Source organism: Amycolatopsis sp. NPDC101161, assembly GCF_044768185.1.
Taxonomy (GTDB): Bacteria; Actinomycetota; Actinomycetes; order Mycobacteriales; family Pseudonocardiaceae; genus Amycolatopsis.
On sequence record NZ_JBIWPI010000001.1, the window covers coordinates 2205871 to 2231943 of the forward strand.

Genomic DNA, 26073 nt, shown 5'->3' on the forward strand with positions numbered 1-26073 from the left:
CATTCCTTCGGAGATCGGGGGATTCAGGCACTGGCCGCCGCGGCGACCAGCCGCGACGTCGAATAGCCGGGCACGGTCGGGACGAGCACGACCTCGCCGCCGTGGCGCTCGACGACCTCGCGTTCGGGCAGGTCGGCGGCCGCGTAGTCGCCGCCCTTGACCCACACGTGCGGGCGCAGCCGGTCCAGCACGGCGGCGGGGGAGTCTTCGTCGAACACGACCACGGCGTCCACAAAGGACAACGCGGTCAGCAGCCGCGCCCGGTCGCGGTCCCGCACGAGCGGGCGGCCGGGTCCCTTGAGGGCCCGCACCGAGGAGTCGGAGTTGAGGCACACGACGAGGGCGTCGCCGAGCGCGCGGGCCTGCCGCAGCAGGCTCACGTGCCCAGGGTGCAGCAGGTCGAAGCAGCCACCGGTGGCGATGAGGCGGCCACCGCGGTCCCGGACGCGTTCGGCGAGGCCGAAGGCGTCGGTGGCCGGCTGCGGGTCCGCCACCGGGCCGTCGTTCGTGGACAGCGCGGTGGCCCCGCCGTCGGCGACGAACCGGGCGGCCGCCTCGACCGCGGTCGTGACGGCTTCCCCCGCGTCGGCCCCGGCGAGCAGGGCCGCGGTGGCGGCCGCGGCGAACCGGTCGCCCGCACCGCACGTGTCGGGTGCCGCGTGCCCCGGAGCCCGCGCCGCGGCGGGGACCGGCACGGCCGTTTCGCCGAGGCCGTCGGACAGCACGGCGCCGCGCGAGCCGACGGTCACCGCGACCGCGTCGGCGTGCCAGTGCCCGCGCAGCAGCTTGGCCAGCTCGGCCGGCTCCTCGTGGCCGGCGAGCACCGCGCGGGCCTCGGCGAGGTTCGGCGTGACCAGCGCGATCCCGGGCACCGGCTGGGCGCCGCGCGGATGCGGGTCCCAGACCACCGGGATCCGCTCGGCCCGGTCCCGCAGCAGCCGGCGGACGTGCGGGTTGCGCGTCAGGCCGCGCCCGTAGTCGGCGACGAGGATCGCGCCGGCGTCTTCGAGGGCCTCGCGCACCGCGGCGGGCAGCGGGCCGGCGGTGGCGGTGCCGTCGCCGGAATCCAGGCGCAGCAACGACTGCCCGCCCGCGCGGACGCGGGTCTTGCACACCGTCGTGCCGCGCAGCGGCAGCGGCAGCACGGTGACGTCGGGTTCGAGCAGGCCGGCTAGCGCGTGCCCGCCTTCGTCGTCGCCCAGCGGCGTCACCAGCACGACTTCGGCCGCGGACCGCGCGGCGAGCAAGGCGGCGAGCCCGGCACCACCCGGGCGGCGGCGCCGCGCGGTCAGGTCGACCACGGGCACCGGTGCCTCCGGGCACAGCCGCTCGGCGGTGCCTTCGGCGTCGACGTCGAGCAGCGTGTCGCCGAGGACGACCAGCGGCTTCACGCGGTCACCCCGAGCGCGTCGTCGAGCGCCGCGCACAAGCCGTGCACCAGGACCAGGTGCATCTCCTGGACGGTGGCGACGGTCGGCGCCTCGACCGTCACGGCGTCGTCGCACAACGCGGCGAGGGGGTTCGGCGCGGGCCCGGTCAGCGCCCAGGTCGTGACGCCCAGCTCGTGGGCGGCCTTCGCCGCGGCGACGACGTTCGGGCTGGTGCCGCTGGTGGACAGGCAGACCAGCACGTCACCCGCCCGTCCGTGCGCGCGCACCTGGCGGGCGAAGACCTCGTGGTCGCCGTAGTCGTTGACGATGGCCGTGGTCGCCGAGGTGTCCGCGTGCAGCGCGATCGCCGACAGCGGCCGCCGCTCGTGGCGGAACCGCCCGACCAGCTCTCCCGTCAGGTGCTGGGCCTCGGCGGCGCTGCCGCCGTTGCCGCAGGCGAGCAGCCGCCCGCCGGCCTCGAAGACCCCGGCGAGGTGCCGGCCCCAGCCGGTGATCTTCGGCGCGGATTCGCGGGCCCGCCGGGCGGCCTCGGCCAGAGCGGCGAGATGGTCTTCCATCACGGCACCTCCTTTTCCTCCGGCGACGCCGCGCCGGCTCGTGTCGGACGGGGACGCCGGAGCACGAACGGCCCCAGCGCCAGCAGGTCGATCGGCGCCGAGCCGAAGCACTCGAGCGCGTCGCGGGGCGAGTCGACCATCGGCCGGCCCGCGGTGTTGAGGCTGGTGTTGATCACGACCGGCAGGCCGGTGCGCCGCTCGAACCCGGCGAGCATCCGGGCCAGCACGGGGTTTTCGCGGTCTTCGACGGTCTGGACGCGCGCGGTGCCGTCGACGTGCGTGACGGCGGGGATCTTCTCCCGCCAGTCCTCGGCGACGTCGTGCACGAACAGCATGTACGGGCTCGGCAGCGGGCCGCGGGTGAAGATCCCGGCCGCCCGCTCGGCCCGCACCATCGGCGCCACCGGGCGGAACTGCTCGCGGCCCTTGACGTCGTTGAGGCGTTCGAGGTTCGCCTTGCGGCCCGGGTGGGCCAGCAGCGAGCGGTGGCCCAGCGCCCGCGGCCCGAACTCGGCGCGGCCCTGGAACCAGGCCACGACGGCGTCGTCCGCGAGCGCTTCGGCGACGGCCTCGGCGACGTCGTCAGGCCGCTCGTAAGGCAGCTTCGCCTTGATCAGGATGTCTTCGAGCTGCTCGTCGGTCCATTCGCGACCCAAGCCCGCGTCGCCCATCGGCGCGCCGCGTTCCCCGGCGTCGGCCGCCAGCTGCAGCGCCGCGCCCAGCGCCGTGCCCGCGTCACCCGCCGCGGGCTGCACCCAGACCCGGTCGAACGGGCCCTCGGCGTGCAGCCGGCTGTTGGCGACGCAGTTCAGCGCGATCCCGCCCGCCAAGGCGAGATCGCGGTGACCGGTGCGCTCGTGCAGCCAGTCCGTCAGCTCCAGCAGGATGTCTTCGAGGACCTTTTGGACGCTCGAGGCCAGGTCGGCGTGCCGCCGGGTGAGCTCCTCGCCCGCGGCCCGGCGCGGGGCCAGCGCCGCCAGGTCGACGCCCGCGGCGTGGAAGCCGCCGTCGCCGGTGACGTGGACGTGCTCGCAGAGTTCGTCGACGTACTCGGGTTTGCCGTAGGAGGCCAGCGCCATGACCTTGTACTCGTCGCTGGAGCGGGCGAAACCGAGGTGCTCGGTGAGGTCTTCGTAGAGCAGGCCGAGCGAGTGCGGGAGCTTTTGCGCGGCCAGTTCCTTGAACCGGCCGTCGCGGTACTCACCGGCCAGGTAGGACGTGCTCTCGCCGCGGCCGTCGGCCACCAGCACGGCGCAGTCGCCGAACGGCGCGGCCAGCGCGGCCGACGCGGCGTGCGCGACGTGGTGGCGGACGAACTTGACGATGCCCGGGTCGAGTCCGGGCAACGCGGACTTCAGGAACAGGGGCGCGCGCTTCGCGAACTCGGTCCGCAGCTCCTCGCCACTCGGGTCGTGGCCGGCCAGGCCGGGCTCGACCAATGCGGGATCGTAGGAATATCCGACGGCGTCGAGGTCCTTCGCGGACAGCCCGGCCCGCTCCAGGCACCAGGCCGCGGCTTGCGCGGGCTGTTCCCACGTGGAGAACGGGACGGCCTGCTTGCCGTGCTTGCGGCGGCTGAACCGTTCTTCTTCGGCCGCGGCGACGATCTCGCCGTCCACCACCAGCGCGGCGGCCGGGTCGTGGAAGACGGCGTTGATCCCGAGGATGCGCATCGACCTGCCTCTGGCATTCCGGTGCGGACTTCTTGGCCGGTCCGCTCTCGCGTATAGCGCTACCCGGCGAAGTCACCCATAAACGATCGGGCCCGAAAGCCCTGGGCGTCGCTACTCAGCGCAGCGGCGCCCGGCGGAACCACGCCGCGGTGCGCCGCAGGCCGTCGTCGGCGTCGATCTTCGGTTCCCACCCCAGGACGTCCCGCGCGAGCGAGATGTCGGGGCACCGCCGCTTCGGGTCGTCGACGACGGCGTCGATCTCCTCGATGGGGGAGTCCGAGCCGGTGATCTCCTTGATCCGCTCGGCGACCCGGCGGACGGTCAGCTCGTGCGGGTTGCCGATGTTGACCGGTCCCGGGTGGTCCGACCGCGCCAGGGCGAGGAGGCCGCGGACGGTGTCCTCGACGTAGCAGATGGACCGCGTCTGCTCGCCGGTTCCGGTGACCGTGATCGGCTCGCCCTTGAGGGCCTGGTCGAGGAACGCGGGGATCATCCGGCCGTCGTGGGCGCGCATGCCGGGACCGTAGGTGTTGAAGATCCGCGCGATCCCCGTGTCGACGCCGTGTTCCCGGCGGTAGGCCGACGTCAGGGCTTCGGCGAAGCGCTTGGCCTCGTCGTAGACGCTGCGAGGGCCGATCGGGTTGACGTTGCCCCAATACTCCTCGCGCTGCGGGTGCTCCAGCGGATCGCCGTAGACCTCGCTGGTCGAGGCGAGGACGAACCGGGCGCTGTCGCGGCGGGCGAGGTCGAGCGCGTGCTCGGTGCCGTACGAGCCGGCGCGCAGCGTCTCCAGCGGCAGGGCGAGGTAGTCGCGGGGAGACGCGGCCGAAGCCAGGTGGAAGACGACGTCCGCCCGGCAGTCCAGCGGGATCGGCCGCGTGACGTCGTGGCGCACGAACCGGAACCGGTCGTGGCGGCGCAGCACGTCGAGGGTGTCCGCCGAGGACGTCGCGAGGTTGTCCACGGCGATCACTTCGATGCCGTCTTCGAGCAGCAGCTCGCACAGGTGCGCGCCGACGAAACCGGCACCCCCGGTCACCACCGCACGTTCGAACCGCCTGGTCACTCCCGGATTCGTCATGCCGGTCCGGCTACCCGGCGGCTCCGGCGGCAAACCCGTTTAGCCCGCGGCACCCGGGTACCCGGCACGCATGCGAGTTCTGCTCACCGGATGGGCCAGTTTCCTGCACGGCGAAGCGACCGCGGGGGATGTCCTCAGCTTGCGCGCGGTGGGAACCGCGCTCGCGCAAGCGGGGATCGACCACGACGTCGTGTGGAGCCCCGGCTTCCGCCCCGGCACCCGGCACCTGCCCGACTCCCCACCTGAGGACTACACCCACGTGGTGTTCGCCTGCGGCCCGGTGCACGGGCCGCAGGTGCGTTCACTGCACGACCGGTACGCGCCCTGCCGCCGGATCGCACTCGGCGTGTCCGTGCCCGACCCGGAAGACCCGGCGGCGACGGGGTTCCACCGGATCTTCCCGCGCGACGACGGCGTCACCCCGGACCTCTCCCTGGCCGCGCCGGTCTCGAAGACGCCGGTGCTCGGCGTGGTCCTCGCACCGCACCAGCCCGAGTACGGCGGCGCGGGCCGGCACGACGAAGTCCACGACGCGCTGACCGCGTGGGTCGCGGGCCTCGACTGCGCGCGGGTTCCCCTCGATACGCGGCTGGCGCACGAGGACTGGCAGCGGTGCGCCACCCCGGACCAGTTCGTCTCGTTGCTGTCCACAATGGACGCCGTGGTCACCACGCGGCTGCACGGGCTGGTACTCGGGTTGAAGGCGGGAGTCCCGGTGGTCGCCGTCGATCCGGTGGCCGGCGGGGGAAAGGTGACCGCGCAGGCGAAGGCGCTCGGCTGGCCGGTCGTCGCGGCCGAAGACGCCGGGGACACGGCGTTGCTCGACGCCCGCCTGAAGTCGTGTTTGTCCCTCGCGGTCACGCCGCCGCCGGTGCCGTCGCTGGCCGGGTTCCTGGCCGAACTGACGGCTTCGCGGTGAGCGCGCGCACGACCGTCGTCATCGCCACCTGCAACCGCGCCGGCGAGCTGGCCAACACACTGTCCCAGCTGTCCTCTTTGGACCCGCGACCGCCGGTCATCGTGCTGGACAACGCTTCCGGGGACGACACTCCCGACGTCGCCGCGCGCTTCCCCGGCGTCCGGCTGATCCGGCTGCCGCACAACCTCGGTGCCGCCGCCCGCACGCTCGGGGTGCTCGTCGCCGAGACGCCGTACGTGGCCTTCAGCGACGACGACTCGTGGTGGGCGCCCGGCGCGCTGCCCGAAGCCGAACGGATCTTCGACGAGCACCCGCGGACCGGCCTCCTCGCCGCGCGCACCCTCGTCGGCCCGGAATGCCGGGACGACCCCGTGACGCCCGAGATGGAACGCAGCCCGCTGGGCCGCCCCGACGGCGCGCCCGGGCCGCTGGTGCTCGGGTTCCTCGCCTGCTCCGCGATCGTCCGCCGGACGGCGTACCTGCAAGTGGGCGGCTTCAGCGCGCTCCTGCACTTCGGCGCGGAGGAGCAGCTGCTCGCCTACGACCTGGCCGCGCGCGGCTGGGACGTCTGCTATGTCGGACACCTGCGCGCCCACCACCACCCGTCGCGGTCGCGGCCGCCGTCGTCGTGGCGCCGTCGGGCCGAACTGCGCAACCGGCTGCTCATCGCCGTGCTGCGCCGCCCGCCGCGCGTCTGCCGCCGGGAGGTGGCCCGGACGCTCGTCGCCGCGCCGAGTGCCGTGCTCGGCGCGGTGGCCCGGCTGCCCCGGGCCCTCGGCTCCCGCCGCGTCCTGCCCGCGCACGTCGAACACCAGGCCCGGACTCTGGAAAGGACCGCCGCATGGCGCGCATCTCGGTCGTGATCATCACCTGCAACCGCCGTGAGCAGCTGCGGGAGACCTTGGCGCACATGACGTCCTTGCCGGACGAGCCGCCGGTCTTCGTCGCGGACAACGGGTCCGCCGACGGGACGGCCGCCATGGTCGCCCGCGAGTTCCCCGGTGTCCGGCTGTTCCCGTTGGAGGACAACCTCGGCGCGGTGGCGCGCAACGTCGCCGTCGAGGAGGTCACGACGCCGTACGTCGCGTTCTGCGACGACGACACGACCTGGCAGCCGGGCGCGCTGACCCGGGCGGCCGATCTGCTCGACGCGTACCCAGGGTTGGGCTCGGTGACCGGCCGCTGCCTGGTCGAGCCGGGCCTGGCCGAGGACCCGATCACGCCGGAGCTGCGCGAATCCCCGGTGCCGGGTCCGTCGTGGCTGCCGGGACCGGCACTGCTGGGCATCATGGCCGGGCTGACCGCGGTCCGCGTGAGCGCGTTCCGCGAAGTCGGCGGCTTTTCGACGCGGATGTGGCTGGGCGGCGAGGAAGAGCTGTTCGCGCTGGACCTCGCGGCGCGCGGCTGGTGGATGTGCTGGGCCGAGGACGTCGTGATCCACCACGCGCCGTCGAAGCTGCGCGACCCGCGCCACCGCCGCCGCCTCGGCATCCGCAACACCCTGTGGACGCTCCTGCTGCGCCGCCCCTGGCCGGCGGTCTTCCGCCGCGGCCGCGAGGTGCTGCGCACGGCCCCCCGCGACCGGGCGACGGCGGCCGCGCTCGTCGACGTGCTGCGCGGCCTGCCCCGGGTCCTCGCGGACCGCAAGGTGGTCCCGCCGCACGTCGAACACGGCCTGTGCCTGCTGGAAGAACCCCAGCGGAACTCGAAGGCCCGCCGTTACGTGGGCTGACGACGTTGAGGCCCGCTACGTCCCTGGTATTGGCGAGACCGGCCGCAGTCGCGACTCCGCTATATGCGGGCGAAAAATGGAGGAGTTCGGTGGAGCCGGCTCAGGACCCCGGCGGGGTCCGGTTCGAGAACATCCGCCGGCGTCGCGTGGACCCGAAGCTTCGCCCAAGTCGCGGCCCAGGTCAGCGGGCTTCGGCGGTGACCGCGGTTCCCGGGACCAGCTTGTGGTACGCCCGCAGCGTGTCGGCCGCGACGCGGTCCCACGAATAGCGGGCCACGGCGCGGTCGTGGCCCGCGGTGCCGTACGCGTGGCACAACGCCGGGTCGTCCAGCAGCCGGCGAACCCGCGAAGCGAGCTCCTTCGGCTGGTGCGGCCGGACCAGCAGCCCGGTCACCCCGTCGACGACGGTGTCGGTCAGCCCACCCACCGCCGCCGCGACCACCGGGACGCCGCAGGCCATCGCCTCCAGGGGCACGATCCCGAACGGCTCGTACCACGGCGTGCACACGACGGCGTCGGCCGAGCGCAGCAGGGCCGGCATGTCCTCCCGGGAGACCTGACCGGGCCACCGGACGCGGTCGCCGACGCCGAGCCGGTCGGCCAGCTCCCGCAGGCGCGTCGCCTCCGGGTCCTGGGACAGCCGGCCGCGTTCGGGGCCGCCCGCGATCACCAGTTCGGTGTCCGGCAGCTGGGCGAGCGCGGTGATCGCGATGTCGAACCCCTTGCGCGGCACCAGCCGGCCGACGGCCACCAGGCGGTGGCGTTCCCGGCGGCGGGCGGTGGGCCCGTCGGGGGAGAACCGGCCGAGGTCGACGCCGCAGGGCACGATCGAGATCCGCGATCGCGGCACGCCGAGGCGCGACAGCTCGAACACCTCGTCCGAGCAGGTGGCGATGACTCGCCCGGCTTGCCGCGCGATGATCCGCTCGAGCCGGATCCGGTCGGCCGGGCTGGTGTCCTGGTCCCCTTGGTACCGCTTCTTCACGACGCCGAGCGCGTGGAACGTCTGCGTGACGGGTGTGCCGCTCGCGCTCGCCGCCAGGGCCGTCGCGAGGCCGGACATCCAGAAGTGCGCGTGCGCCACGTCCGGCCGGTCGGTGGCCCACCGGTCGCGCAGGAAGCTCCCGAACTCGCCCATGTACGGCAGGAGACGGTCCTTCGACTCCTTCCGGGGCGGCCCGGCGGGCACGTGCACGACGCCGTAGCCCTGCGGCGCGCGGACTTCGAGCGGCTCGTCGAGGCTTTCCCGGCGCGTGTAGACGGTGACGTCGTGGCCGGCGCGCGTGAGGGCCGCCGACAGCTCGGCGACGTGCACGTTCTGCCCGCCGGCGTCGGCTTCGCCCAGCGCGGCCAAGGGGTTGGCGTGTTCGGACACCATCGCGATCTTCATCGGTGTGGCGTTCCCTTCGGGGTTCAGCGGACCGCCTCGGCGAGGAGGTGGTCCCAAGTGGCGAGGAAGGCGTCCAGCCCGTGTTTTTTCAGGGCGTGTTCGCGGGCGTTCTTGCCGGCGAGCGCGGCGAAGTCGGGTTCGTGCACGAGCTCGCGGAAGCCTTTGGCCAGAACCGAGACGTCGGTGGAGAGCACGCCCGCGTCGGGCGGCACGGCCTCGATCGCCTCGGTGGCGGCGAAGACGACGACCGGCATCGCCAGGTGCATCGCCTCCAAAAGGGACAGTCCCAGCGACGTCCAGCGGGCGGTGTGGAGGTAGACGCGACGGCGGGCGATCTCGTCGTGCAGCGTGGGCGCGGGGACGTCGCCCCGGCCGCCGACTTCTTCCGTCCCGATGCCGAAGAGGTCCACGGGGGCGGCCTCGGCGAGCGTTTCGAGGAGGTCGGCGCCGGTGACGCGGCGGCGGCGTACCGGCTCGTTGATCATCGACACGCCCGCGGCGAGCTCGCCGGTGTAGCGCGCGCCGGGGTCGGGAATGCCGTGCGGGACGACGGTCGTGGGCGCGCGGCCGCAGTCCCACATCGCCTCGTTGAAGTGGGTCACGTGCGCGACGGTGATGTCGGCCCGCCCGGCGAGGGGGTGCTCGCTCGAAGCGGCGTACGGCCGGGGCGCGTTGTGTTCCACGTAGACGGCCGGCACGTCCAACCGCGCGACGAGGTCCAGCTCCTCCGGGCGCTGCACGACCACGACGTCCGGCTCGGCCTCGGCCAGGCGGTCGAGCGGCACCTCGGTCGCGGACGGCCAGTCGCGGCCCGCCTTCCCGAGCCCCCAGGGCGCGCCTTCCCGGGACACCGGCAGCAGGTACTGGTGGCGGCCGCGGACGAAAGCGTCGGTCCACGAGCCGTGCACGTGCCAGAGCAGTACTCGCAGGCGCCGGGATCCGGGTTCGGTCATGGCTCCCTGGTTTCCCGGAGAACGCCTGTTAAACGTGCTCCTTGCGGGGGTACCCGGCTCGCGGCGGCCGCGTCGGCGAAGGGACGGCTTTCATGCGGTTCACCCCGCGAGGTACCCGGTTCTTCGACCTGCTCACCGACGCGGCGGGGAACTTGGTGACCGCCGCCGCGCTCCTGCGCGACCTCGTCGCCGCCGAGCCCGTGGAGCGGGAGTCCTTGACGTCCTCGACTTCATGGACACCGCGGCGGACCTGGCCGTGCTGTACCGCATCGAGGCGTTCCCGCCGGGCACCGACGTGCTGGTCCGAGTGCTGTCCCGCTGCGCCGAGCTGACCGCGAACTCGATGCCGGGGCTCGCGAAGGTCGGCGAGCTCGAGCCGTACTGGATCGAGATCAACGAGCTGGAGAACGAGGCCGACCGCGTCTACCGGCGCCTTCGAGCACGTCGCCGACGTGGTGCAGACCATCGCCGTCAAGGAGTCGTGAGTGACGGGCACGGCCGCGCTGGTCGTCGTGATCGTCCTGACGCTCTTCTTCGACTACACCAACGGGTTCCACGACGCCGCGAACGCCATCGCGAGCGCGGTGTCGACGCGCGCGCTGACCCTGCGCGCGGCGCTGCTGCTGGCGGCGGTGATGAACCTGGCGGGCGCGCTGCTGTCGACGGGCATCGCCGCGACGGTGGCGAAGGGCATCATCGACGTCCCGGCCGGCCCGGACGCGCTCACGGTGGTGTTCGCCGCGCTCGCCGGCGCGATCACCTGGAACCTCGTGACCTGGTACTTCGGGCTGCCGTCGTCGTCCTCGCACTCGCTGATCGGCGGGATGGTGGGCGCGGCGCTGGCGGCCGCGAGCACGGTCCACTGGGCGGGGATCGGCGAGAAGGTGCTGATCCCGATGGTGGCGTCCCCGCTGCTCGGGCTCGGGCTGGGCTACGCGGCGATGGTGGCCGCACTGTGGCTGCTGCGCCGCGCCAACCCGCACCGCAGCGGCCGGGTGTTCCGCCGGTTCCAGATCCTCTCGGCGTCGGCGCTCGCCCTCGGCCACGGGCTGCAGGACGCGCAGAAGGGCATGGGCGTGATCGTCCTGGCGCGCGGGGGAGCAGCAGACGTTCGACGTGCCCTTGTGGGCGACCCTGCTGTGAGCGGCGGCCTTGTCGCTGGGCACCTATTCGGGTGGTCTCCGGATCATGCGCACGCTGGGCCGCCGGGTGTTCCCGCTGGACCCGCCGCACGGGTTCGTGGCGGAGTCGGTGGCGTCGTCGGTGCTGTATGTGACGGCGTTCGCGGTGAAGGCCCCGATCTCGACGACGCACGTGATCACGGCGGCGATCATGGGCGTGGGTGCCACGCGCCGGCTGTCGGCGGTGTACCTGGTGGCGGACGCGCTGACCTGAGCCGCGTTTGCCTCTTCCTTCTTCGGGAAACCGGGCCCCGAGGACCCCGTACCCGGAAAGGGAGAGCCATGAAGGCAGTGACCTGGCACGGCAAGCGCGACGTCCGCGTCGAGGACGTACCGGACCCCAAGATCGAGGAGTCCACCGACGCCGTCATCCGCGTCACCTCGACCGGGATCTGCGGCTCCGACCTGCACCTCTACGAAGTGCTCGGCGCGTTCATGACCGAAGGCGACATCCTCGGCCACGAGCCGATGGGGATCGTCGAAGAGGTGGGGGACGCCGTCACCGGCATCAAGCCCGGCGACCGCGTCGTCATCCCCTTCAACATCTCCTGCGGCCACTGCTGGATGTGCGAACGCGGCCTGCAGTCGCAGTGCGAGACCACCCAGGTCAAGGAGCAGGGCAAGGGCGCCGCGCTGCTCGGCTACACCAAGCTCTACGGCCAGGTCCCCGGCGGCCAGGCCGAGTACCTGCGCGTCCCGCAGGCGCAGTACGGCCCGATCAAGGTGCCGGACGGCCCGCCGGACGAGCGGTTCGTCTACCTCTCCGACGTCGTCCCGACCGCGTGGCAGGCCGTCGAGTACGCGAACGTCCCGGAGGACGGCACGGTCGTCGTCTTCGGGCTCGGGCCGATCGGGCAGATGAGCTGCCGGATCGCGCGGCACCGCGGGGCCGGCCAGGTTATCGGCGTCGACCTCGTGCCCGAGCGGCTCGCCCGGGCCCGCGAGCACGGCGCCACCGCCCTCGACACCCGCGACCACAAGAACATCGCCGACGCCATCCGGCAGCTCACGAACGGCCGGGGCGCGGACTCCGTCATCGACGCCGTCGGCATGGAGGCGCACGGCGCGCCGGTCGGCAAGCTCGCGCACAACCTGGTCAACCTGCTCCCGCAGGCCATCGGGGCCAGGGTCACCGAGAAGGCCGGCATCGACCGCCTGAGCGTGCTGTACGCGGCCATCGACGCCGTCCGCCGCGGCGGGACGATCTCGCTGTCCGGCGTCTACGGCGGCATGGTCGACCCGATGCCGATGATGGAGCTGTTCGACAAGCAGGTGCAGCTGCGGATGGGCCAGGCCAACGTCCGGCACTGGGTTGACGACATCATGCCGGTGCTCACCGCCGACGGTGACCCGCTCGGCGTCGAGGGTTTCGCCACCCACAAGCTGCCCCTGGCCGAGGCGCCGCGCGCGTACGAGATCTTCCAGAAGAAGCTGGACGGCGCCCAGAAGATCCTGCTCCAGCCCTAGACCCCGGGAGGGAACCGACTCTTGCGAGCCGTCACCTCGCTGCCGCACGAAATCACCGTCTCCGACCACGTCCGGATCCCGGCGTCCGACGGGACCGCGCTGTCCGCCCGCATCTGGCGGCCGGTCTCCTCGGACGCCGAGCCGGTCCCGGCGATCCTCGAGTACATCCCGTACCGCAAGCGCGACCTGACCGCCCCACGCGACTCGATCCACCACCCCTACCTCGCCGGCCACGGCTACGCGTGCGTGCGCGTGGACATCCGCGGCACCGGCGAGTCCGAGGGCGTCCTGGCCGACGAGTACCTCGAACGCGAGCAGCTCGACGCCGAGGACGTCCTCGAGTGGATCGCCGCGCAGCCGTGGTGCACCGGCGACACCGGGATGATGGGGATCTCCTGGGGCGCGTTCGCGGCCCTGCAGGTCGCGGCGCGGAAACCGCCGAGCCTGCGCGCGATCGTCATCTCCTCGTTCACCGACGACCGCTTCGCCGATGACATGCACTACATGGGCGGCTGCCTGCTGTCGGACAACGTCGCCGAGTCCGGCACGATGTTCGCCTACGCCACGCTGCCGCCGGACCCGGCGGTCGTCGGCGACCGGTGGCGCGAGATGTGGCTGGAACGGCTGGAGAACTGCAGCCTCTGGATCGAGAACTGGCTCGGCCACCAGCGGCGTGACGACTACTGGCGGCACGCCTCGGTGTCGGAGAACTACAGCGACGTCCAGGTCCCGGTGCTGGCCTCCAGCGGGTGGGCCGACGGCTACTCCAACGCCGTCATCCGGCTGCTCGCCCACCTCGACGTCCCGCGGCGCGGGCTGATCGGGCCGTGGTCGCACAAGTACCCCCACCTCGGCGAGCCGGGTCCCGCGATCGGCTACCTCCAGGAAGTCGTGACGTGGTGGGACCACTGGCTGCGCGGCGCCGAGAACGAGGCCATGGACGGGCCGATGCTGCGGACGTGGATGCAGGAGAGCGTGCCGCCCTCGACGTCCTACGAAGACCGGCCCGGCCGGTGGGTCGGGGAGGCGACCTGGCCGTCGCCGCACGTCAAGCCGCAGCAGCTGCCGCTGGCACGGCACCGGCTCGCGCGACCGGGGGAGAGCGTCGAAGACGAGGCCTTGACGGTGTCTTCGCCGCTGTCGGTCGGGCAGTTCTCCGGCAAGTGGGCGTCCTACAGCGCCCCGCCGGACCTGCCCTACGACCAGCGCGAGGAGGACGGCGGCTCGCTGGTCTTCGACACCGACGTGCTCACCGAACGCTGCGAAATCCTCGGCTCCCCGGTGGTGCGGCTGGAGGTCTCGGCCGACCGGCCGGTCGCGATGGTCGCGGCCCGGCTGTCCGACGTCGCCCCGGACGGGCGCGCCACCCGCGTCACCTACGGCCTGCTCAACCTGACCCACCGGAACGGCCACGACGAGCCGGCGCCGATGGAGCCGGGACAGCGGTGCGCCGTCGAGATCGAGCTGAACGCCGTCGCGCAGGCTTTCCCGGCCGGGCACCGGATCCGGCTGTCACTGTCCACTTCGTACTGGCCGCTGGCGTGGCCGCCGCCGAAGCCGGTGCTGCTGAGTGTCCACACCGGACACAGCGCGCTGGAGCTGCCGGTGCGGCCGGTCGCCGAGCCGGACGAGCTGCCCGCCCGGCCGTTCGGCGAACCCGAAGGCGCGCCGCCGATGCCCGTCACCGCGCTGACGCCGGGGGAGCAGCGCTGGACCGTCTCGCGCGACCTCGTCGACTACCACTCCGCGCTCGACATCGTGAAGAACGCGGGCACCGTGCGCTTCGACGACCTCGACCTCGAGGTCAGCCGCGACGTCCGCGAGCGCTACAGCTGGGAGGCCGACGACTTCTGCTCGCCGGTCGCCGAAACCGAGTGGACCGTGACCTTCTCCCGCGGCGAGTGGCTCGCGCGCAGCGAGACGCGCACCCGGGTGTCCTGCACGGACACCGAGTTCGTGATCGACGCGCAGCTCGACGGGTACGACGGCGCCCGCCGGATCGTCTCCCGGAACTGGCACCGGCGGATCCCGCGCGACCTGGTCTAGTTCCACCGTCTGGTTTCATCGGCGCGTGACGGGGTACGCACTGCGGGTGCGGATCGTGATCACCGGGGCCACCGGCAACGTCGGAACGGCGCTGCTGGCCGCCCTCGACCCTGCCCACGACGTCGTCGGCCTGGCGCGCCGGCTGCCCGACACGACGGCCCTGCCCTACCGCCGGGTGGGCTGGCGCGCCACCGACATCGGCGCCCCGGGCGCCGAACCGGAGCTGACCCGGCTCTTCGAAGGCGCCGACGCCGTCGTCCACCTCGCGTGGGCCATCTCCCCGGTGCGCGGCGACCCGCCGATGTGGCGCACGAACGACCACGGCACCCGGAACGTCCTCGCCGCGGCCGCGGCGGCCGGGGTGCCGCACCTGGTCGTCGCGTCGTCAGTCGCCGCCTACGGCCCGGCGCCGCGCTGGGAGAAGGTGCCCGAAACCCACGCCTGCACCGGGATCGCGCACAGCGCCTACAGCCGGAGCAAGGCCGCGTTGGAAACACTGCTCGACCGGTTCGGGGAGCGGCACCCCGAGGTGTCGGTGGCCCGGCTCCGGCCGTGCGCGATCGTCCACCGGCGCGCGGCCGGGGAGTTCGCGCGCTGGCTGCTCGACCCGGTGGTGCCCGCCCGGATCGTCGGCGGCCGGGGGCTGCCGGTTCCGCTGTGGACCGGGCTGCGCGCCCAGGCGGTGCACACCGCCGACGTCGCCGACGCGATCCGGCTGATCCTCGACCGCCGCTTCGCCGGCGCGGTCAACCTCGCCGCACCCGAGGTGCTCGACTCCGACGCGCTGGCCGGGATCCTCGGCGGCCGGCGGCTCCCGGTCCCGAAGCCGCTCGCGCAGGTGGCGGTCCTGGCGGCGTGGGCGGGCGGCGTGCTGCCGGTGCACCCGGGCTGGCTGGAGCTCGCCGATCGCGCGGCGCTCGCCGACACGACGCTGGCGGAGACCGCGCTGGGCTGGCAACCTCGGTACGACGCCGCGTCCGCGGTCGCCGAGCTGGTCGCCGGGCTCCGGTCGGGCGAGGGGGCGGCGAGCCCGCCCCTGGCCCCGCCGCGCCGCGGCGGGGTCGTCTCGAGGCTGCGCTCGCTCACGCGGGTGGGGCCGAGCCACCAGTCGCAAGCCTGAACGGGAGGCCGCCAGTGAGCACCGAAGCCGCCGACGCCGTGGTCATCGGCGCCGGCCACAACGGACTGGTGGCGGCGAACCTGCTGGCCGACGCGGGCTGGTCGGTGCTCGTGCTGGAGGCGACCGAGCACGTGGGCGGCGCGGTCCGCACCGCCGAGGTCACCGAGCCGGGCTTCCGCAACGACCTGTTCAGCGCGTTCTACCCGCTCTCGGCGGTGTCGCCGGTGATCCGGGGCCTGAAGCTGGAGGAGCACGGCCTGCGCTGGCGGCACGCCCCCGACGTCCTCGCGCACGTGCTGCCGGACGACCGGTGCGCGGTGCTGTCGCGGGACATCGACCGCACGGCGGCGTCGGCCGACGAGTTCGCCCCGGGCGACGGCGACGCGTGGCGCCGGCTGTTCGAGCAGTGGCGGGAGATCCGCGAGCCGCTGTTGAACGCGTTGTTCACGCCGTTCCCGCCGGTCCGCCCGGCGCTGAAGCTGCTGCGGCGCACCGGAACCGGGGACGCGCTGCGCCTGGCGCGGATGCTGACGCTGCCGGCCCGCCGGTTCGGCGACGAACTGTTCACCGGCGAGGGCGCGAAGCTGCTCGTGGCGGGCAACTCCGCGCACAGCGACCTGTCCGTGGACAACGCGGGCAGCGCGGTCTTCGGCTGGTTGCTGGCGATGATCGGCCAGGACGCGGGGTTCCCGGTGCCCGAAGGCGGGGCGGGGGAGCTGATCGCGGCCTTGGTGCGCCGGCTGGAGTCCCGCGGCGGGAAGGTCCACTGTGGACGTCCGGTGCGCGAGGTGCTCGTCGGCGACGGCCGCGCGCTCGGCGTCCGCGACGGTTCCGGTGTCGCGGTGCGGGCGAACAAGGCCGTCCTCGCCGATGTGCCCGCCCCGGTGCTGTACCGCAAGCTCGTGGGGGAGGAGTGGCTGCCGTCGCGGCTGCTCGAAGACCTCGGCAAGTTCGAATGGGACAGCGCGACGGTGAAGGTGGACTGGGCGTTGTCCGGCCCGATCCCGTGGACGGCCGAGGCCGCGCGCGGCGCCGGCACGGTCCACCTCGGGACGGACCTGGACGGGCTGTCGGCGTTCGGCGGCGAGCTCGCCCGCGGCCGGACCCCGCGCCGCCCGTTCCTGCTGCTGGGCCAGATGACCACGACCGACCCGACGCGCTCGCCGGCGGGCACGGAGGCGGCGTGGGCGTACACGCACGTGCCGCGCGGCACGATGGAGAACCGCGCGGCGCTGGAGCGGCGGGCCAAGCGCATCGAGGAGACGGTCGAGGCGAACGCGCCGGGCTTCACCGGCCTGATCAAGGCCCGCTACCTGCAGGGGCCGGCCGAGCTGGCGGACCACAACCCGGGCCTGGTCGGCGGCGCGATCAACGCGGGCACGACGGCGATCCACCAGCAGCTGTTCTTCCGCCCGGTCCCGGGCACGGGCCGCGCGGACACCCCGGTGGACCGGTTGTTCTTGGCGGGAGCATCGGCCCACCCGGGCGGCGCGGTGCACGGAGGCCCGGGCGCGAACGCGGCCAAGGCGGCGCTGGCCCGGGCGGGCGTTTTCGGTGGGGGGTACGCGGCGGTGATCCGGGCGGCGCACCGCGCGATCTACGGTTGAGCGGGTGCCGGTGGTGTTCCGGTCGGGCTGCCGCGCGATTTGCCGCTGAGGGCTGTGTGGTGGTGGTCGGGTGGCGTGCTGCGCGATTTGCGGTTGGGCGAGGGGTGCTCGGCGGTGGTCGGGCGGGCCAGCCGCGCGGTCGATGGTCGAGCGGAGCCCCACCCGCGAGCCCCCTGAGCCCGGCCGCCGCCCCGTGCGCCGTATTTCGCTTGCGGCCGCACTCCGGCTACCGCATACTCGGCCGCCGATGCTGGGACCTGCGGAAACGGGTGGTTCGTGTTCGATGTGATCATCGCCGGGTGTGGGCCCACCGGCGCGATGCTGGCCGCCGAACTGCGGCTGCACGATGTGCGGGTCCTCGTGCTGGAGAAGGAACCCGAACCGGCGTCGTCGTTCGTCCGCGTCGTGAGCCTGCACGTCCGCAGCCTCGAACTCATGGCGATGCGCGGACTCCTCGACCGCCTCCTCGAGCACGGCCGCCGGCGCCCGGTCGGCGGGGTCTTCGCCGCCATCCCCAAGCCCGCGCCCGACGCGCTCGACTCCGCCTACCTGCTGGGCATCCCGCAACCGGTCGTCGATCGGCTGCTCGGCGACCACGCGGCCGAATCGGGCGCGGAGATCCGGCGCGGCACTCAGGTGGCCGGTCTGGAGCAGGACAACGACGGAGTGACCGTCGAACTCGCCGACGGCGAGCGGCTGCGGTCGCGGTACCTCGTCGGCTGCGACGGCGCGCGCAGCACCGTCCGCAAGCTGCTCGGCGTCGGCTTCCCCGGCGAACCCGCGCGAACCTTCACGCTGATGGGCGAAATGGAAGTGGGCGCCCCGCCGGCGGAAATCTCGGCCAAGGTCGCCGAAGTCCGCGAGACGACCAAGTCGTTCGACTTCCGTCCCTTCGGCGAAGGTATCTACCGCGTCGTGGTGCCCGAGTCGGAAGCCGGTGCGGAAACGCCTGTCATCGAGGACTTTCGGCACGCCCTGAACGCGGTCGCCGGGACCGACTTCGGCGTCCATTCCCCACGCTGGATGTCCCGCTTCGGCGACGCCACCCGGCTGGTCGAGCAGTACCGGGTCGGCCGGGTGCTGCTGGCCGGGGACGCGGCGCACATCCACCCACCGGCCGGCGGGCAGGGCCTGAACCTGGGCGTCCAGGACGCGGTCAACCTGGGCTGGAAACTGGCCGGACACCTCCGCGGCTGGGCGCCGGAAACCCTGCTCGACACCTACCACGCCGAACGCCACCCGGTCGCCGAGGACGTGCTGGCCAACACCCGCGCCCAGGTCGAACTGCAGGCTGCCGGACCGGGGCCGCGGGCCGTGCGCGCGCTGCTCACCGAGTTGATGGACTTCCCCGAGGTGAACCGGTACCTGATCGAGAAGATCACCGCGACCGGCCTCCGCTACGACTTCGGCGCGGAGCCGGACCCGGTCGGCCGCCGCCTGCGGGACGTCGAGCTGAAGCAGGGCCGCCTCTACGACCGGTTGCGCCGGGGCCGCGGCCTCGTGCTCGACCGCACCGAGCGGCTGACCGCCGGGGGCTGGGCGGACCGGGTCGACGTCATCGCGGACCCCACGGCGGCCGTGGACGTCCCCGCGCTCCTGCTCCGCCCCGACGGGTACGTCGCCTGGGTCGGCGAGCACCAGCAGGAGCTGGACGGCAACCTGACCCGCTGGTTCGGCGAGCCCGCCGGCTGATCACGGGCGCGGGTGGCCGCTCTTCGCGCGGGCGTACTTGCCGGTCGCGAGATCCGCCAGCCGCGCCAGGGACTCGGTGTTCCGCGGCTTCACCAGCAGCGCCTGCAGGGCCGCCGGCAGCACCTTCCCCGGGCCGCGGACGATGTGCTCGGTCATCCGCACCAGCGTCCTGCCCTCGCCGTGCGGGACCAGCGTCAGCCCGACGGCCGCCGCGCCCAGCGGCCAGCCGCGGGCCTCCAGCGACAGCGAAACGCCCGGCTCGACCGCCGTCACGACGGTCTCGTCCTGGATGTGGACCGGCCACGGGCCGACGCTGTGGTGGATCCGCGAACCCACGGCGGGCCAGTCCTGGTCGACGTCGCGGATGTGCGAGCTCCCGACCACCCAGCCGGCGTAGAGCCAGCCGTCGGCGAGGACGTCGAACACGGCGTCGGGCGGTACGTCGATCACGCGGCTGACCTCGGTCACGGCTTCCTCCTGCTGGTCGGGACGAACGAGGAGTACCCCGTCCCGGACGGGGTATGCCCAGCGCCTGAGCAGGAGGTGGCGATGGCAGCCGATCGAGGGAAAACGCCCGAAGGCCCGGGCGAGCTGGACAAGCGGACGTGGGGCGGGGTGCTCAAGCGCACCTTCAAGCAGTTCAACCGCGACAACCTGACCGACTGGGCCGCGGCGCTCACCTACTACGGCGTGCTGTCGCTGTTCCCGGGCATCATCGTGCTCACGGCGATCCTCGGCCTGCTCGGCCCGAACGCGATCCAGACCGTGATCGACACCATCACCCAGGTGGTTCCGGGGCAGGGCAAGGACATCCTCGTCGGCGCGATCAAGGAGCTGGCGGGCTCGCGCAGCCTGGCCGGGCCGGTGGCGATCATCGGCCTGCTGGGCGCGCTGTGGTCGGCGTCCGGCTACGTCGGGGCGTTCATGCGCGCGTCGAACGCGATCTACGGCATGCCCGAGGGACGGCCGGTCTGGAAGACGATCCCGCTGCGGATCGCGCTGACGGTCGGGATCGTGGTGCTGCTGGCGGCGTGCGCGCTGGGCGTGGTGGCGACGGGTTCGGTGGCCCGCCGGATCGGCGATCTGATCGGGCTCGGCTCGACGGGCGTGCTGGTGTGGGAGATCGCGAAGTGGCCGGTGATCGCCCTGCTCGTCAGCCTGGCGTTCGCGCTGCTGTACTGGGTGGGGCCGAACGTGCGGCTGCCGGGGTTCAAGTGGCTGACGCCGGGTGGGCTGCTGGCCGTCGTGCTGTGGGTGGCGGCGTCGGCGGGGTTCGCGTTGTACGTCGCGAACTTCGGGTCGTACAACAAGACCTACGGTTCGCTGGCCGGGGTGATCGTGTTCCTTGTATGGTTGTGGATCTCGAACATCGCGGTGTTGCTGGGGGCGGAACTGGACGCCGAGCTGGCTCGCGGGCGCGCGATCGAGGCGGGCCGCGAGGACGACCAGGCGGAGCCGTTCCTGCCGCCGCGCGACACGAAGGCGATGGACGCGGACGAAGCCGCGATCGTGGCGAAGGAAACCGAACGGAGCTGAGCGGATGGCCTGCCGGATCACGGAACTGGTGCTGGACTGCCACGACCCGGACCGGCTGGCCGAGTTCTGGTGCGCCGTGCTCGGTTACGAGGTGATCGGTCACGAGCCCGACGGCCTCGAGCTGGGTCCGCCGGGCGGCCGGTTCGGCGCGGGCCCGCCGACGCTGATCCTGGCGCGGACGGAGAGCCCGAAGCGGGGCAAGCTGCCGTTGCACCTGGACGTGAGCCCGGCGGGGACGGACCACGAGACGGAGCTGGCGAGGTTGCTGGCGTTGGGAGCCCGCCGGGCGGACGTCGGGCAGGACGGGAGCGAGTCCTGGGAGGTGCTGCAGGACCCGGAGGGCAACGAGTTCTGCTTGCTGCGCAAGGATGTGGGGGAGGCCCGCTAGCCTCAGCTTTCCGCGGGCTCCACGGCACAGCGACGCCACCGGACCTGGTCCCCGGCCGGATCGGCGTGCCACACGGCGGTCCCCTCGGACTCCCAGGTGGGAACCAGCCGCCCGGTGACCACCCGGCCCCGGGCCACCTGCCCGAACAACTCGACCCCGTCGGCCCGCCGGGCCGCCGGGATCCACGCCGGGAACCTGGTCCGCGGCAGCTTCCGCTCGACCCACTCGCGGGCCGATCCCTCACTGCCGTGCTCGGACTCGACGATGCTCGACACCGGGCCGTCGCCGCCGACCGTCAGGCCGATCGACGCGCGCCAGCGCACGGGGGAAGCGTCGGGGTTCACCGGTCCCAGGTTCCCGGACGACCGGGTCCGCGGGCCAGTACACGGACGGGTGGATCGACGCTCACTCACCGTGTCTCCTGTCACTCGCCGGGGGGAAGCCACCGGCGGGGTTCCCCGCCCGGGTGATCTTCAATCACGCGTGGCTGAGCAATCGTGCGCAGGCCTTCTCGAGCACCGCTCGCGCGTCGTCGCCGTCGAGCCGGGCTGCCCGCTTCAGGGCCGCCGAGATCGTGCGCTCGTCGCGGTACGCCTCGACCAGCCGGGGGTCCACATAGGACGACCGGCACACCGCCGGGGTGTTGCCGAGCGCCTTCGAGACCTCCTTCATCACCCCGGACTCCGCCCGCTTGGCCGCGGCCTTCGACGCCGGCGCCTCCGCCGTCGCGAACGCGGCCGCCGCGAGCACCGTCGCGTTCCACGTCCGCAGGTCCTTCGCCGTGCAGTCGTCGCCGGCCAGCTCCTTGAACCGCTCGTTGACGTCGGCCGCGTGCACCTCGTGCCAGGTGCGGCCCTCGCGGTAGACGAGCAGCCGGTCGCTGCCGGACTTGCTGCGCAGCAGCGACTTCACCACCGACGCCAGCGCGGCGTCCCGGATCGCCACTTCGCGGTCGATACCGCCCTTCGCGACGTAGCAGAACCGGCACTCGTCCCCGCGGACCGACGCGTGCGAACGCAGCAGCGTCGCGACGCCGTGGGTGCCGTTCTCCTCCGCGTACTCCTCGCCGCCGGTCCGGAAGATCCCCCGGTCGAGCATCCGCAACGCCGCCGCGAGCACCCTCTTCCGGGTGAGGCCGGACCCGGTCAGGTCCTCCTCGACGGACGCGCGCCACGACGGCAGCCGTCGCGCCATCGCCAGCACGCGATCGTGCTTCTCTTCGTCGCGGTCCCGCCGCCACTGCTCGTGGTACAGGTACTGGCGCCGCCCGGCGTCGTCCGTGCCGACGGCCTGGACGTGCCCGTTCGGGTACGGGCAGATCCACACGTTCCGCCAGGCGGGCGGGATGACCAGGCCCTTGATCCGGTCGAGCAGCTCCGGGTCGGTGACCGGCGAGCCGTCGGGCGTGGCGTAGGAGAAGCCCCGGCCGCGGCGGATCCGCCGGATGCCGGGGCCGCTCAGGTCACTGCGGCGGAGTCGGGTGCGTCCCATCGCCGCGAAATACCCGCCCCGCGTACCGGGAAACCACGATTGCCCGATGGCGGGCGGAGTACGCCGCAGGTAGTCAACCGGAAGGGAGCGGTCGCACGACCACTGCGACCGAGCCACTGGCCGCAGTCACCGGCGCGTCCAGCGGGATCGGGCTCGAACTGGCGAAGCAGTTGGCCCGGCACGACTTCGACGTCGTGCCCGCGGCCGAGGACGCCGAGCCGGTCGCGGCAGCCGACCAGGTCCGCGCCTGCGGGGGGCCCGGGTCGAGGAGCTCGTCCGGCAGCTCGACGGCCGACCGGTGGAGGCGCCGGCCGTAAACGCCGACGTGTCGGCATCAACGGCGAGTTCGCCGGCGACACCCTCCTCAAGGACCAGCTGACCGTCGTCGACCTCAACGCGCGCTCGGCCGTGCACCTCACCAAGCGGGTCGTGCCCGGCATGGTCGGGCACGGCCGCGCGCGGGTGCTGTCCACCTCGTCGAAAGGCGTTCTGACGTCCTTCTCCGAGGGCCTGCGGGCCGAAGTGAAGGACAAGGGCGTCACCCTGACGGCAATGCTGCCCGGCCCGGTCGGCACCGAGTTCTCGAACGCGCGGACATGGAGGACACCAAGATCGCCGCCGGAGACAAGGATTCGCCGGCCGAGATCGCCGAAGCCGGTTACGACGCTCGTATAGGCGGCGAGGACAAGATCGTGCCCGGCGCCGCGAAGGACAAAGCCCCGACGAACTGAACGAGTCCGTCCCGGCGAAGGGCCACGTCGGGCACGCGGTGGGCGAGCTGCTGACGTGCCCGTGCTGCCTGAACGTGTGGGTCGGCACCCGGGCTCGGGCTTGGTCATCGCGCCCCGCCCGACCCGGCTGGCGGCCACGGTCCTGACCGCGATCGGTATCGCCGACGCCCTGCACCTGCTCTACGACGCCGGCAAGAAGGTCGCCTCCGGCTAGCCGGCGCTCTCACGGGAAGGTCACGCGGGGCCGCGGCGCAGCGGGCGCACCGCCGGGCCCTGCACGACTTCGCCGTCCACGCCGAAGCGCGAGCCGTGGCAGGGGCAGTCCCAGGTCTTCTCGGCGTCGTTGAACGACACCAGGCAGCCCAGGTGGGTGCAGTGCGCGCCGACGGTGTGCAGCTGCCCGGCTTCGTCGCGGTGCGCGGCGACGAGCTCGCCGCCGACGCGGACGACCTCGGCGTCCCCGGGCGCGAGGTCATCGAGCTTCTCCGACCGCCACAGCGCCGCCACGTGGTCGCCGATCAGGTACTTCGCGACGGTCAGGTTGTCCTCGGCCACCCCGAGCACCGAACGGGCGTCGAAGCGGTTGGGGTCGAACAGGTCCGCGGCCGGGTGCGGCTCGCCGAGGATCCGCGCGGCGAGGACGTGCCCCGCGGCGGTGCCACCGGTCATGCCCCACTGGCCGAACCCGGTGGCCACCCACAGGTTCTTCGTCCCCGGCAGGTACCGCCCGACGTACGGCAGCAGGTCCACAGTGGACATGTCGTGCGCGGACCAGCGGTGGGTCACCCGGTGCAGGCCCGCGTGCGCATCCGCCCAGTCCGCGAGCCGCCGGTACCGGCGCTCGACGTGGACGTGCGCCCCGACGCGGTAGTGCTCGCCGCCGGCGATCACCATCGGCGTGCCTCGCTCGGTATACCCGCGCACGGAGTGGTGCGTGTCGGCGTCGAGGAACATCCCCGACGGCGGCGCGTTCCCGGCCGCCGGACCGGCGACGACCAGGTCGCGGACCGGTTCCAGCCGGGCGAAGTACAAGCCGCGGTCGAGGACGGGGTAGTGGGTCGCGACGACGACCTCGCCGGCCACGACGTCGCCGCGCGAGGTCCGGACGGTCTGCCCGTTCACCGCGGTCGCGCGGGCGTTCTCGACGACGGTGCCGCCGGCGCGCTCGACCTCGGCGGCCAGCCCGAGCAGCCACCGGCGCGGGTGGAAGTGCGCCTGCCCGGTGGTCCGGACGGCGCCGAGCGCGGGCACGTCGAGGCTGACGTCCGTGGTGAACGACGCGGGCAGGCCCGCCGCGGCGGCGGCGTCCGCCTCCCGCTTCAGCGAGTCGACGGTCTTTTCAAGCGTCGTGTACACGTAGCTGTCCGCGCGGGTGAAGCCGCAGTCGATCCCCAGCTCGGCCGCGGTGGCGGCGATCCACTCCAGGGCGGCGCTCTGCGTCCGGGCGTAGGTCCGCGCCGCTTCTTCGCCGTGGCGGGACGTCAGCTCCGCGTACTTGGCCCCGTGCTGGGCGCTGACCTTCGCGGTGGTGTGGCCGGACACCCCGGCGGCGACCCGGTCCGCTTCGAGCACGACGACCGAGCGGCCGCCGCGGGCGAGCAGCAGGGCCGTGGTGAGCCCGGCGATGCCCGCGCCCAGCACCGCGACGTCGGCCGACTCCGGGACCGGAACCCCCGTCCGGTCCGGCGCGGGCGCGGTCTCGACCCAGAGGGAAAGCGGTTCGGGCAGTGCGGTCATGCGCGCGGGGTGCCCGCTCCCGGTGCGCCGAAACTCGGCCGTCCGGACCGTTTCGGCCCCCGGGCCCCGGGTAGGCCACGGTCATGAGCAACAACATCTTCGTGGTCGGGCTGGACGAGGAGAACCAGCGCGTCCTGCAGAGACTGCCCTGGGCCGGGACGTACGAGTTCCACGGTCTGCTTACGCCGGAAGAACTGCAGCACGGCGAGATCGACTTCGAGGCGCTGCTGAAGACGGCGCAGCACCAGCTGGACGCCTTCGACGGCGACATCGCCGCGATCGTCACCTACTGGGACTTCCCGGCGGCGACGCTCGTCCCGATCCTGTGCGCCCGCTACGGCCTGCCCAGCCTGTCGCTGGAAGCGGTGCTCAAGTGCGAGCACAAGTACTGGAGCCGGCTGGAGCAGCGCGAGGTGATCGACGAGCTGCCGAACTTCGGCGTCGTCGACCTCGACGACGAGCACCCCGCCCCGCCTCGCGGCGTGAACTTCCCGATGTGGCTCAAGCCGGTCAAGTCGTTCTCGTCGGAGCTCGCGTTCAAGGCCGGGGACGAAGCCGAATTCGCCGACGCGGTCGCCGAAATCCGGGCCGGGGTGGGACGCGTGGGCGAGCCGTTCGGGTACGTGCTCGACCAGGTGCGGCTGCCGCCGGAGATCGCCCGGGTCGGCGGATCCGCTTGCCTGGCCGAAGAAGCGCTGCACGGCGCCCAGGCGGCCGTGGAGGGCTACGTGTACCACGGCGAGGTCGTCGTCTACGGCGCCCTCGACTCGATCAACTACCCGGACAGCTCGTCGTTCCTGCGCCACCAGTACCCGTCGCAGCTGGGGGAGGAACCCGTGCGGCGGATGCGCGAGGTGGCCGAGCGGGTGATGCGGCAGATCGGCTACGACAACGGCACCTTCAGCATCGAGTTCTTCTGCGACCCCGAATCGGGCCAGGTCGCCCTGCTGGAGATCAACCCGCGGCACTCGCAGTCGCACGCCGAGCTGTTCGAGTTCGTCGACGGCGTCGCCAACCACGAGATCATGGTGCGCCTCGGCCTCGGCCAGGACCCCGGCCGCCGGCCCAGCAGGGGGAAGTACCAGATCGCGGCGAAGTGGTACCTGCGCCGCTTCGAAGACGCCGTCGTCACGCGCGTGCCGACGCGGGAAGAGGTCGCCGCGATCGAGGACCGGATCGAAGGCACGCAGATCGCGATCGTGCCGAAGGCCGGGCAGCGGCTCTCGGAGCTGCCGGAGCAGGACAGCTACAGCTTCGAACTGGCCCAGCTGTTCGTGGCGGCGCACACCGAGCACGAGATGACCCAGAAGTACCAGGCGTGCGTGGACGCCCTGCGGTTCGAGTTCGACGAAGGGTGACGAGCAGGTTTCGGCGAGCGCCC

General features: G+C 73.1%; 25 protein-coding genes and 1 pseudogene. 16 read left to right on the forward strand and 10 right to left on the reverse strand.

The window, feature by feature from the left end; translation table 11 throughout:
• Window positions 1-23: 23 nt before the first annotated feature.
• The 4 genes from ACIRSS_RS10835 to ACIRSS_RS10850 all read right to left on the reverse strand — a co-directional run bounded on the left by ACIRSS_RS10835 (window position 24) and on the right by ACIRSS_RS10850 (window position 4702).
• Window positions 24-1391: a PfkB family carbohydrate kinase gene (locus tag ACIRSS_RS10835; protein WP_400893221.1), complete on the reverse strand. Its 1368-nt coding sequence runs from the start codon at window positions 1389-1391 to the stop codon at window positions 24-26.
• Window positions 1388-1948 carry an SIS domain-containing protein gene (locus tag ACIRSS_RS10840; protein WP_400893438.1) on the reverse strand — a complete coding sequence of 187 codons (561 nt, stop codon included), beginning with the start codon at window positions 1946-1948 and terminating at the stop codon, window positions 1388-1390. Before ACIRSS_RS10840 ends, ACIRSS_RS10835 begins: the two co-directional genes overlap by 4 nt.
• A complete protein-coding gene (locus ACIRSS_RS10845) occupies window positions 1948-3621 on the reverse strand; it encodes a carbamoyltransferase (protein WP_400893223.1) in 1674 nt (557 codons plus the stop codon). The genes ACIRSS_RS10840 and ACIRSS_RS10845 overlap by 1 nt, the downstream gene beginning before the upstream one ends.
• 115 nt (window positions 3622-3736) lie before the next feature.
• Entirely contained in the window at window positions 3737-4702 is a 966-nt protein-coding gene (locus ACIRSS_RS10850) for a UDP-glucuronic acid decarboxylase family protein (protein ID WP_400893226.1), read from the reverse strand.
• A 70-nt stretch (window positions 4703-4772) separates the two neighbouring features.
• On the opposite strand from ACIRSS_RS10850, the gene ACIRSS_RS10855 reads away from it, so the two are divergent.
• From ACIRSS_RS10855 to ACIRSS_RS10865, 3 genes are read left to right on the forward strand one after another with little or no spacing between them, the layout of a single operon-like run.
• Entirely contained in the window at window positions 4773-5621 is an 849-nt protein-coding gene (locus tag ACIRSS_RS10855) for a polysaccharide pyruvyl transferase family protein (protein WP_400893228.1), read from the forward strand.
• On the forward strand, window positions 5618-6484 hold the full coding sequence (locus ACIRSS_RS10860) for a glycosyltransferase family 2 protein (RefSeq protein ID WP_400893230.1): 867 nt from the start codon (window positions 5618-5620) through the stop codon (window positions 6482-6484). The genes ACIRSS_RS10855 and ACIRSS_RS10860 overlap by 4 nt, the downstream gene beginning before the upstream one ends.
• Window positions 6463-7353, forward strand: a complete 891-nt coding sequence (locus tag ACIRSS_RS10865; protein ID WP_400893232.1) for a glycosyltransferase family 2 protein — start codon at window positions 6463-6465, stop codon at window positions 7351-7353. Before ACIRSS_RS10860 ends, ACIRSS_RS10865 begins: the two co-directional genes overlap by 22 nt.
• Before the next feature lie 181 nt (window positions 7354-7534).
• Here ACIRSS_RS10865 and ACIRSS_RS10870 read toward each other — a convergent pair whose 3' ends face one another.
• Both ACIRSS_RS10870 and ACIRSS_RS10875 read right to left on the reverse strand, forming a co-directional pair.
• Window positions 7535-8743 (reverse strand): glycosyltransferase, encoded by a 1209-nt coding sequence (locus ACIRSS_RS10870; protein WP_400893234.1) that lies wholly within the window; start codon window positions 8741-8743, stop codon window positions 7535-7537.
• 23 nt (window positions 8744-8766) lie between these two features.
• Window positions 8767-9696, reverse strand: a complete 930-nt coding sequence (locus ACIRSS_RS10875) for a glycosyltransferase (protein ID WP_400893235.1) — start codon at window positions 9694-9696, stop codon at window positions 8767-8769.
• A gap of 584 nt (window positions 9697-10280) precedes the next feature.
• On the opposite strand from ACIRSS_RS10875, the pseudogene ACIRSS_RS10880 reads away from it, so the two are divergent.
• The 7 genes and pseudogenes from ACIRSS_RS10880 to ACIRSS_RS10910 form a co-directional block, all read left to right on the forward strand.
• A pseudogene (locus ACIRSS_RS10880) lies at window positions 10281-10730 on the forward strand (anion permease); the annotation flags it as partial.
• Window positions 10731-10884: 154 nt separating this feature from the next.
• Window positions 10885-11091 (forward strand): inorganic phosphate transporter, encoded by a 207-nt coding sequence (locus ACIRSS_RS10885; RefSeq protein WP_400893440.1) that lies wholly within the window; start codon window positions 10885-10887, stop codon window positions 11089-11091.
• Window positions 11092-11159: 68 nt separating this feature from the next.
• Window positions 11160-12344, forward strand: coding sequence for a zinc-dependent alcohol dehydrogenase (locus ACIRSS_RS10890; RefSeq protein ID WP_400893442.1), 1185 nt, complete (start codon window positions 11160-11162; stop codon window positions 12342-12344).
• Between the two features lie 21 nt (window positions 12345-12365).
• Window positions 12366-14390: a CocE/NonD family hydrolase gene (locus tag ACIRSS_RS10895; RefSeq protein ID WP_400893238.1), complete on the forward strand. Its 2025-nt coding sequence runs from the start codon at window positions 12366-12368 to the stop codon at window positions 14388-14390.
• Window positions 14391-14436: 46 nt separating this feature from the next.
• A complete protein-coding gene (locus ACIRSS_RS10900; protein WP_400893443.1) occupies window positions 14437-15510 on the forward strand; it encodes an NAD-dependent epimerase/dehydratase family protein in 1074 nt (357 codons plus the stop codon).
• A gap of 14 nt (window positions 15511-15524) precedes the next feature.
• A complete protein-coding gene (locus tag ACIRSS_RS10905; RefSeq protein WP_400893241.1) occupies window positions 15525-17117 on the forward strand; it encodes a phytoene desaturase family protein in 1593 nt (530 codons plus the stop codon).
• A 276-nt stretch (window positions 17118-17393) separates the two neighbouring features.
• Entirely contained in the window at window positions 17394-18809 is a 1416-nt protein-coding gene (locus ACIRSS_RS10910) for an FAD-dependent monooxygenase (protein WP_400893242.1), read from the forward strand.
• Here the strand turns inward: ACIRSS_RS10910 and ACIRSS_RS10915 are convergent, their stop codons facing one another.
• Window positions 18810-19277 (reverse strand): SRPBCC family protein, encoded by a 468-nt coding sequence (locus ACIRSS_RS10915; RefSeq protein WP_400893245.1) that lies wholly within the window; start codon window positions 19275-19277, stop codon window positions 18810-18812.
• 81 nt (window positions 19278-19358) lie between these two features.
• Here ACIRSS_RS10915 and ACIRSS_RS10920 point away from each other — a divergent pair, with 81 nt between their 5' ends.
• The gene (locus ACIRSS_RS10920; protein WP_400893248.1) at window positions 19359-20345 is read left to right on the forward strand and encodes a YihY/virulence factor BrkB family protein; all 987 of its coding nucleotides are present in this window, start codon (window positions 19359-19361) and stop codon (window positions 20343-20345) included.
• A gap of 4 nt (window positions 20346-20349) precedes the next feature.
• Window positions 20350-20733 (forward strand): VOC family protein, encoded by a 384-nt coding sequence (locus tag ACIRSS_RS10925; protein WP_400893250.1) that lies wholly within the window; start codon window positions 20350-20352, stop codon window positions 20731-20733.
• Between the two features lie 2 nt (window positions 20734-20735).
• On the opposite strand, the gene ACIRSS_RS10930 is transcribed toward ACIRSS_RS10925, so the two are convergent.
• On the reverse strand, window positions 20736-21077 hold the full coding sequence (locus tag ACIRSS_RS10930; RefSeq protein ID WP_400893252.1) for a hypothetical protein: 342 nt from the start codon (window positions 21075-21077) through the stop codon (window positions 20736-20738).
• 133 nt (window positions 21078-21210) lie between these two features.
• Window positions 21211-22224, reverse strand: coding sequence for a DNA topoisomerase IB (locus ACIRSS_RS10935; protein ID WP_400893254.1), 1014 nt, complete (start codon window positions 22222-22224; stop codon window positions 21211-21213).
• Between the two features lie 116 nt (window positions 22225-22340).
• Here ACIRSS_RS10935 and ACIRSS_RS10940 point away from each other — a divergent pair, with 116 nt between their 5' ends.
• The 3 genes from ACIRSS_RS10940 (at window position 22341) to ACIRSS_RS10950 (ending at window position 23169) form a co-directional block, all read left to right on the forward strand.
• Entirely contained in the window at window positions 22341-22541 is a 201-nt protein-coding gene (locus ACIRSS_RS10940) for an SDR family NAD(P)-dependent oxidoreductase (RefSeq protein WP_400893445.1), read from the forward strand.
• Between the two features lie 279 nt (window positions 22542-22820).
• A complete protein-coding gene (locus tag ACIRSS_RS10945) occupies window positions 22821-22955 on the forward strand; it encodes a hypothetical protein (RefSeq protein ID WP_400893256.1) in 135 nt (44 codons plus the stop codon).
• A gap of 55 nt (window positions 22956-23010) precedes the next feature.
• Window positions 23011-23169: a hypothetical protein gene (locus ACIRSS_RS10950; RefSeq protein ID WP_400893259.1), complete on the forward strand. Its 159-nt coding sequence runs from the start codon at window positions 23011-23013 to the stop codon at window positions 23167-23169.
• A 20-nt stretch (window positions 23170-23189) separates the two neighbouring features.
• Here the strand turns inward: ACIRSS_RS10950 and ACIRSS_RS10955 are convergent, their stop codons facing one another.
• Window positions 23190-24692 carry an FAD-dependent oxidoreductase gene (locus ACIRSS_RS10955; RefSeq protein ID WP_400893261.1) on the reverse strand — a complete coding sequence of 501 codons (1503 nt, stop codon included), beginning with the start codon at window positions 24690-24692 and terminating at the stop codon, window positions 23190-23192.
• 83 nt (window positions 24693-24775) lie between these two features.
• Here ACIRSS_RS10955 and ACIRSS_RS10960 point away from each other — a divergent pair, with 83 nt between their 5' ends.
• A complete protein-coding gene (locus ACIRSS_RS10960; RefSeq protein WP_400893264.1) occupies window positions 24776-26050 on the forward strand; it encodes an acetyl-CoA carboxylase biotin carboxylase subunit family protein in 1275 nt (424 codons plus the stop codon).
• The last annotated feature ends 23 nt before the right edge of the window (window positions 26051-26073 follow it).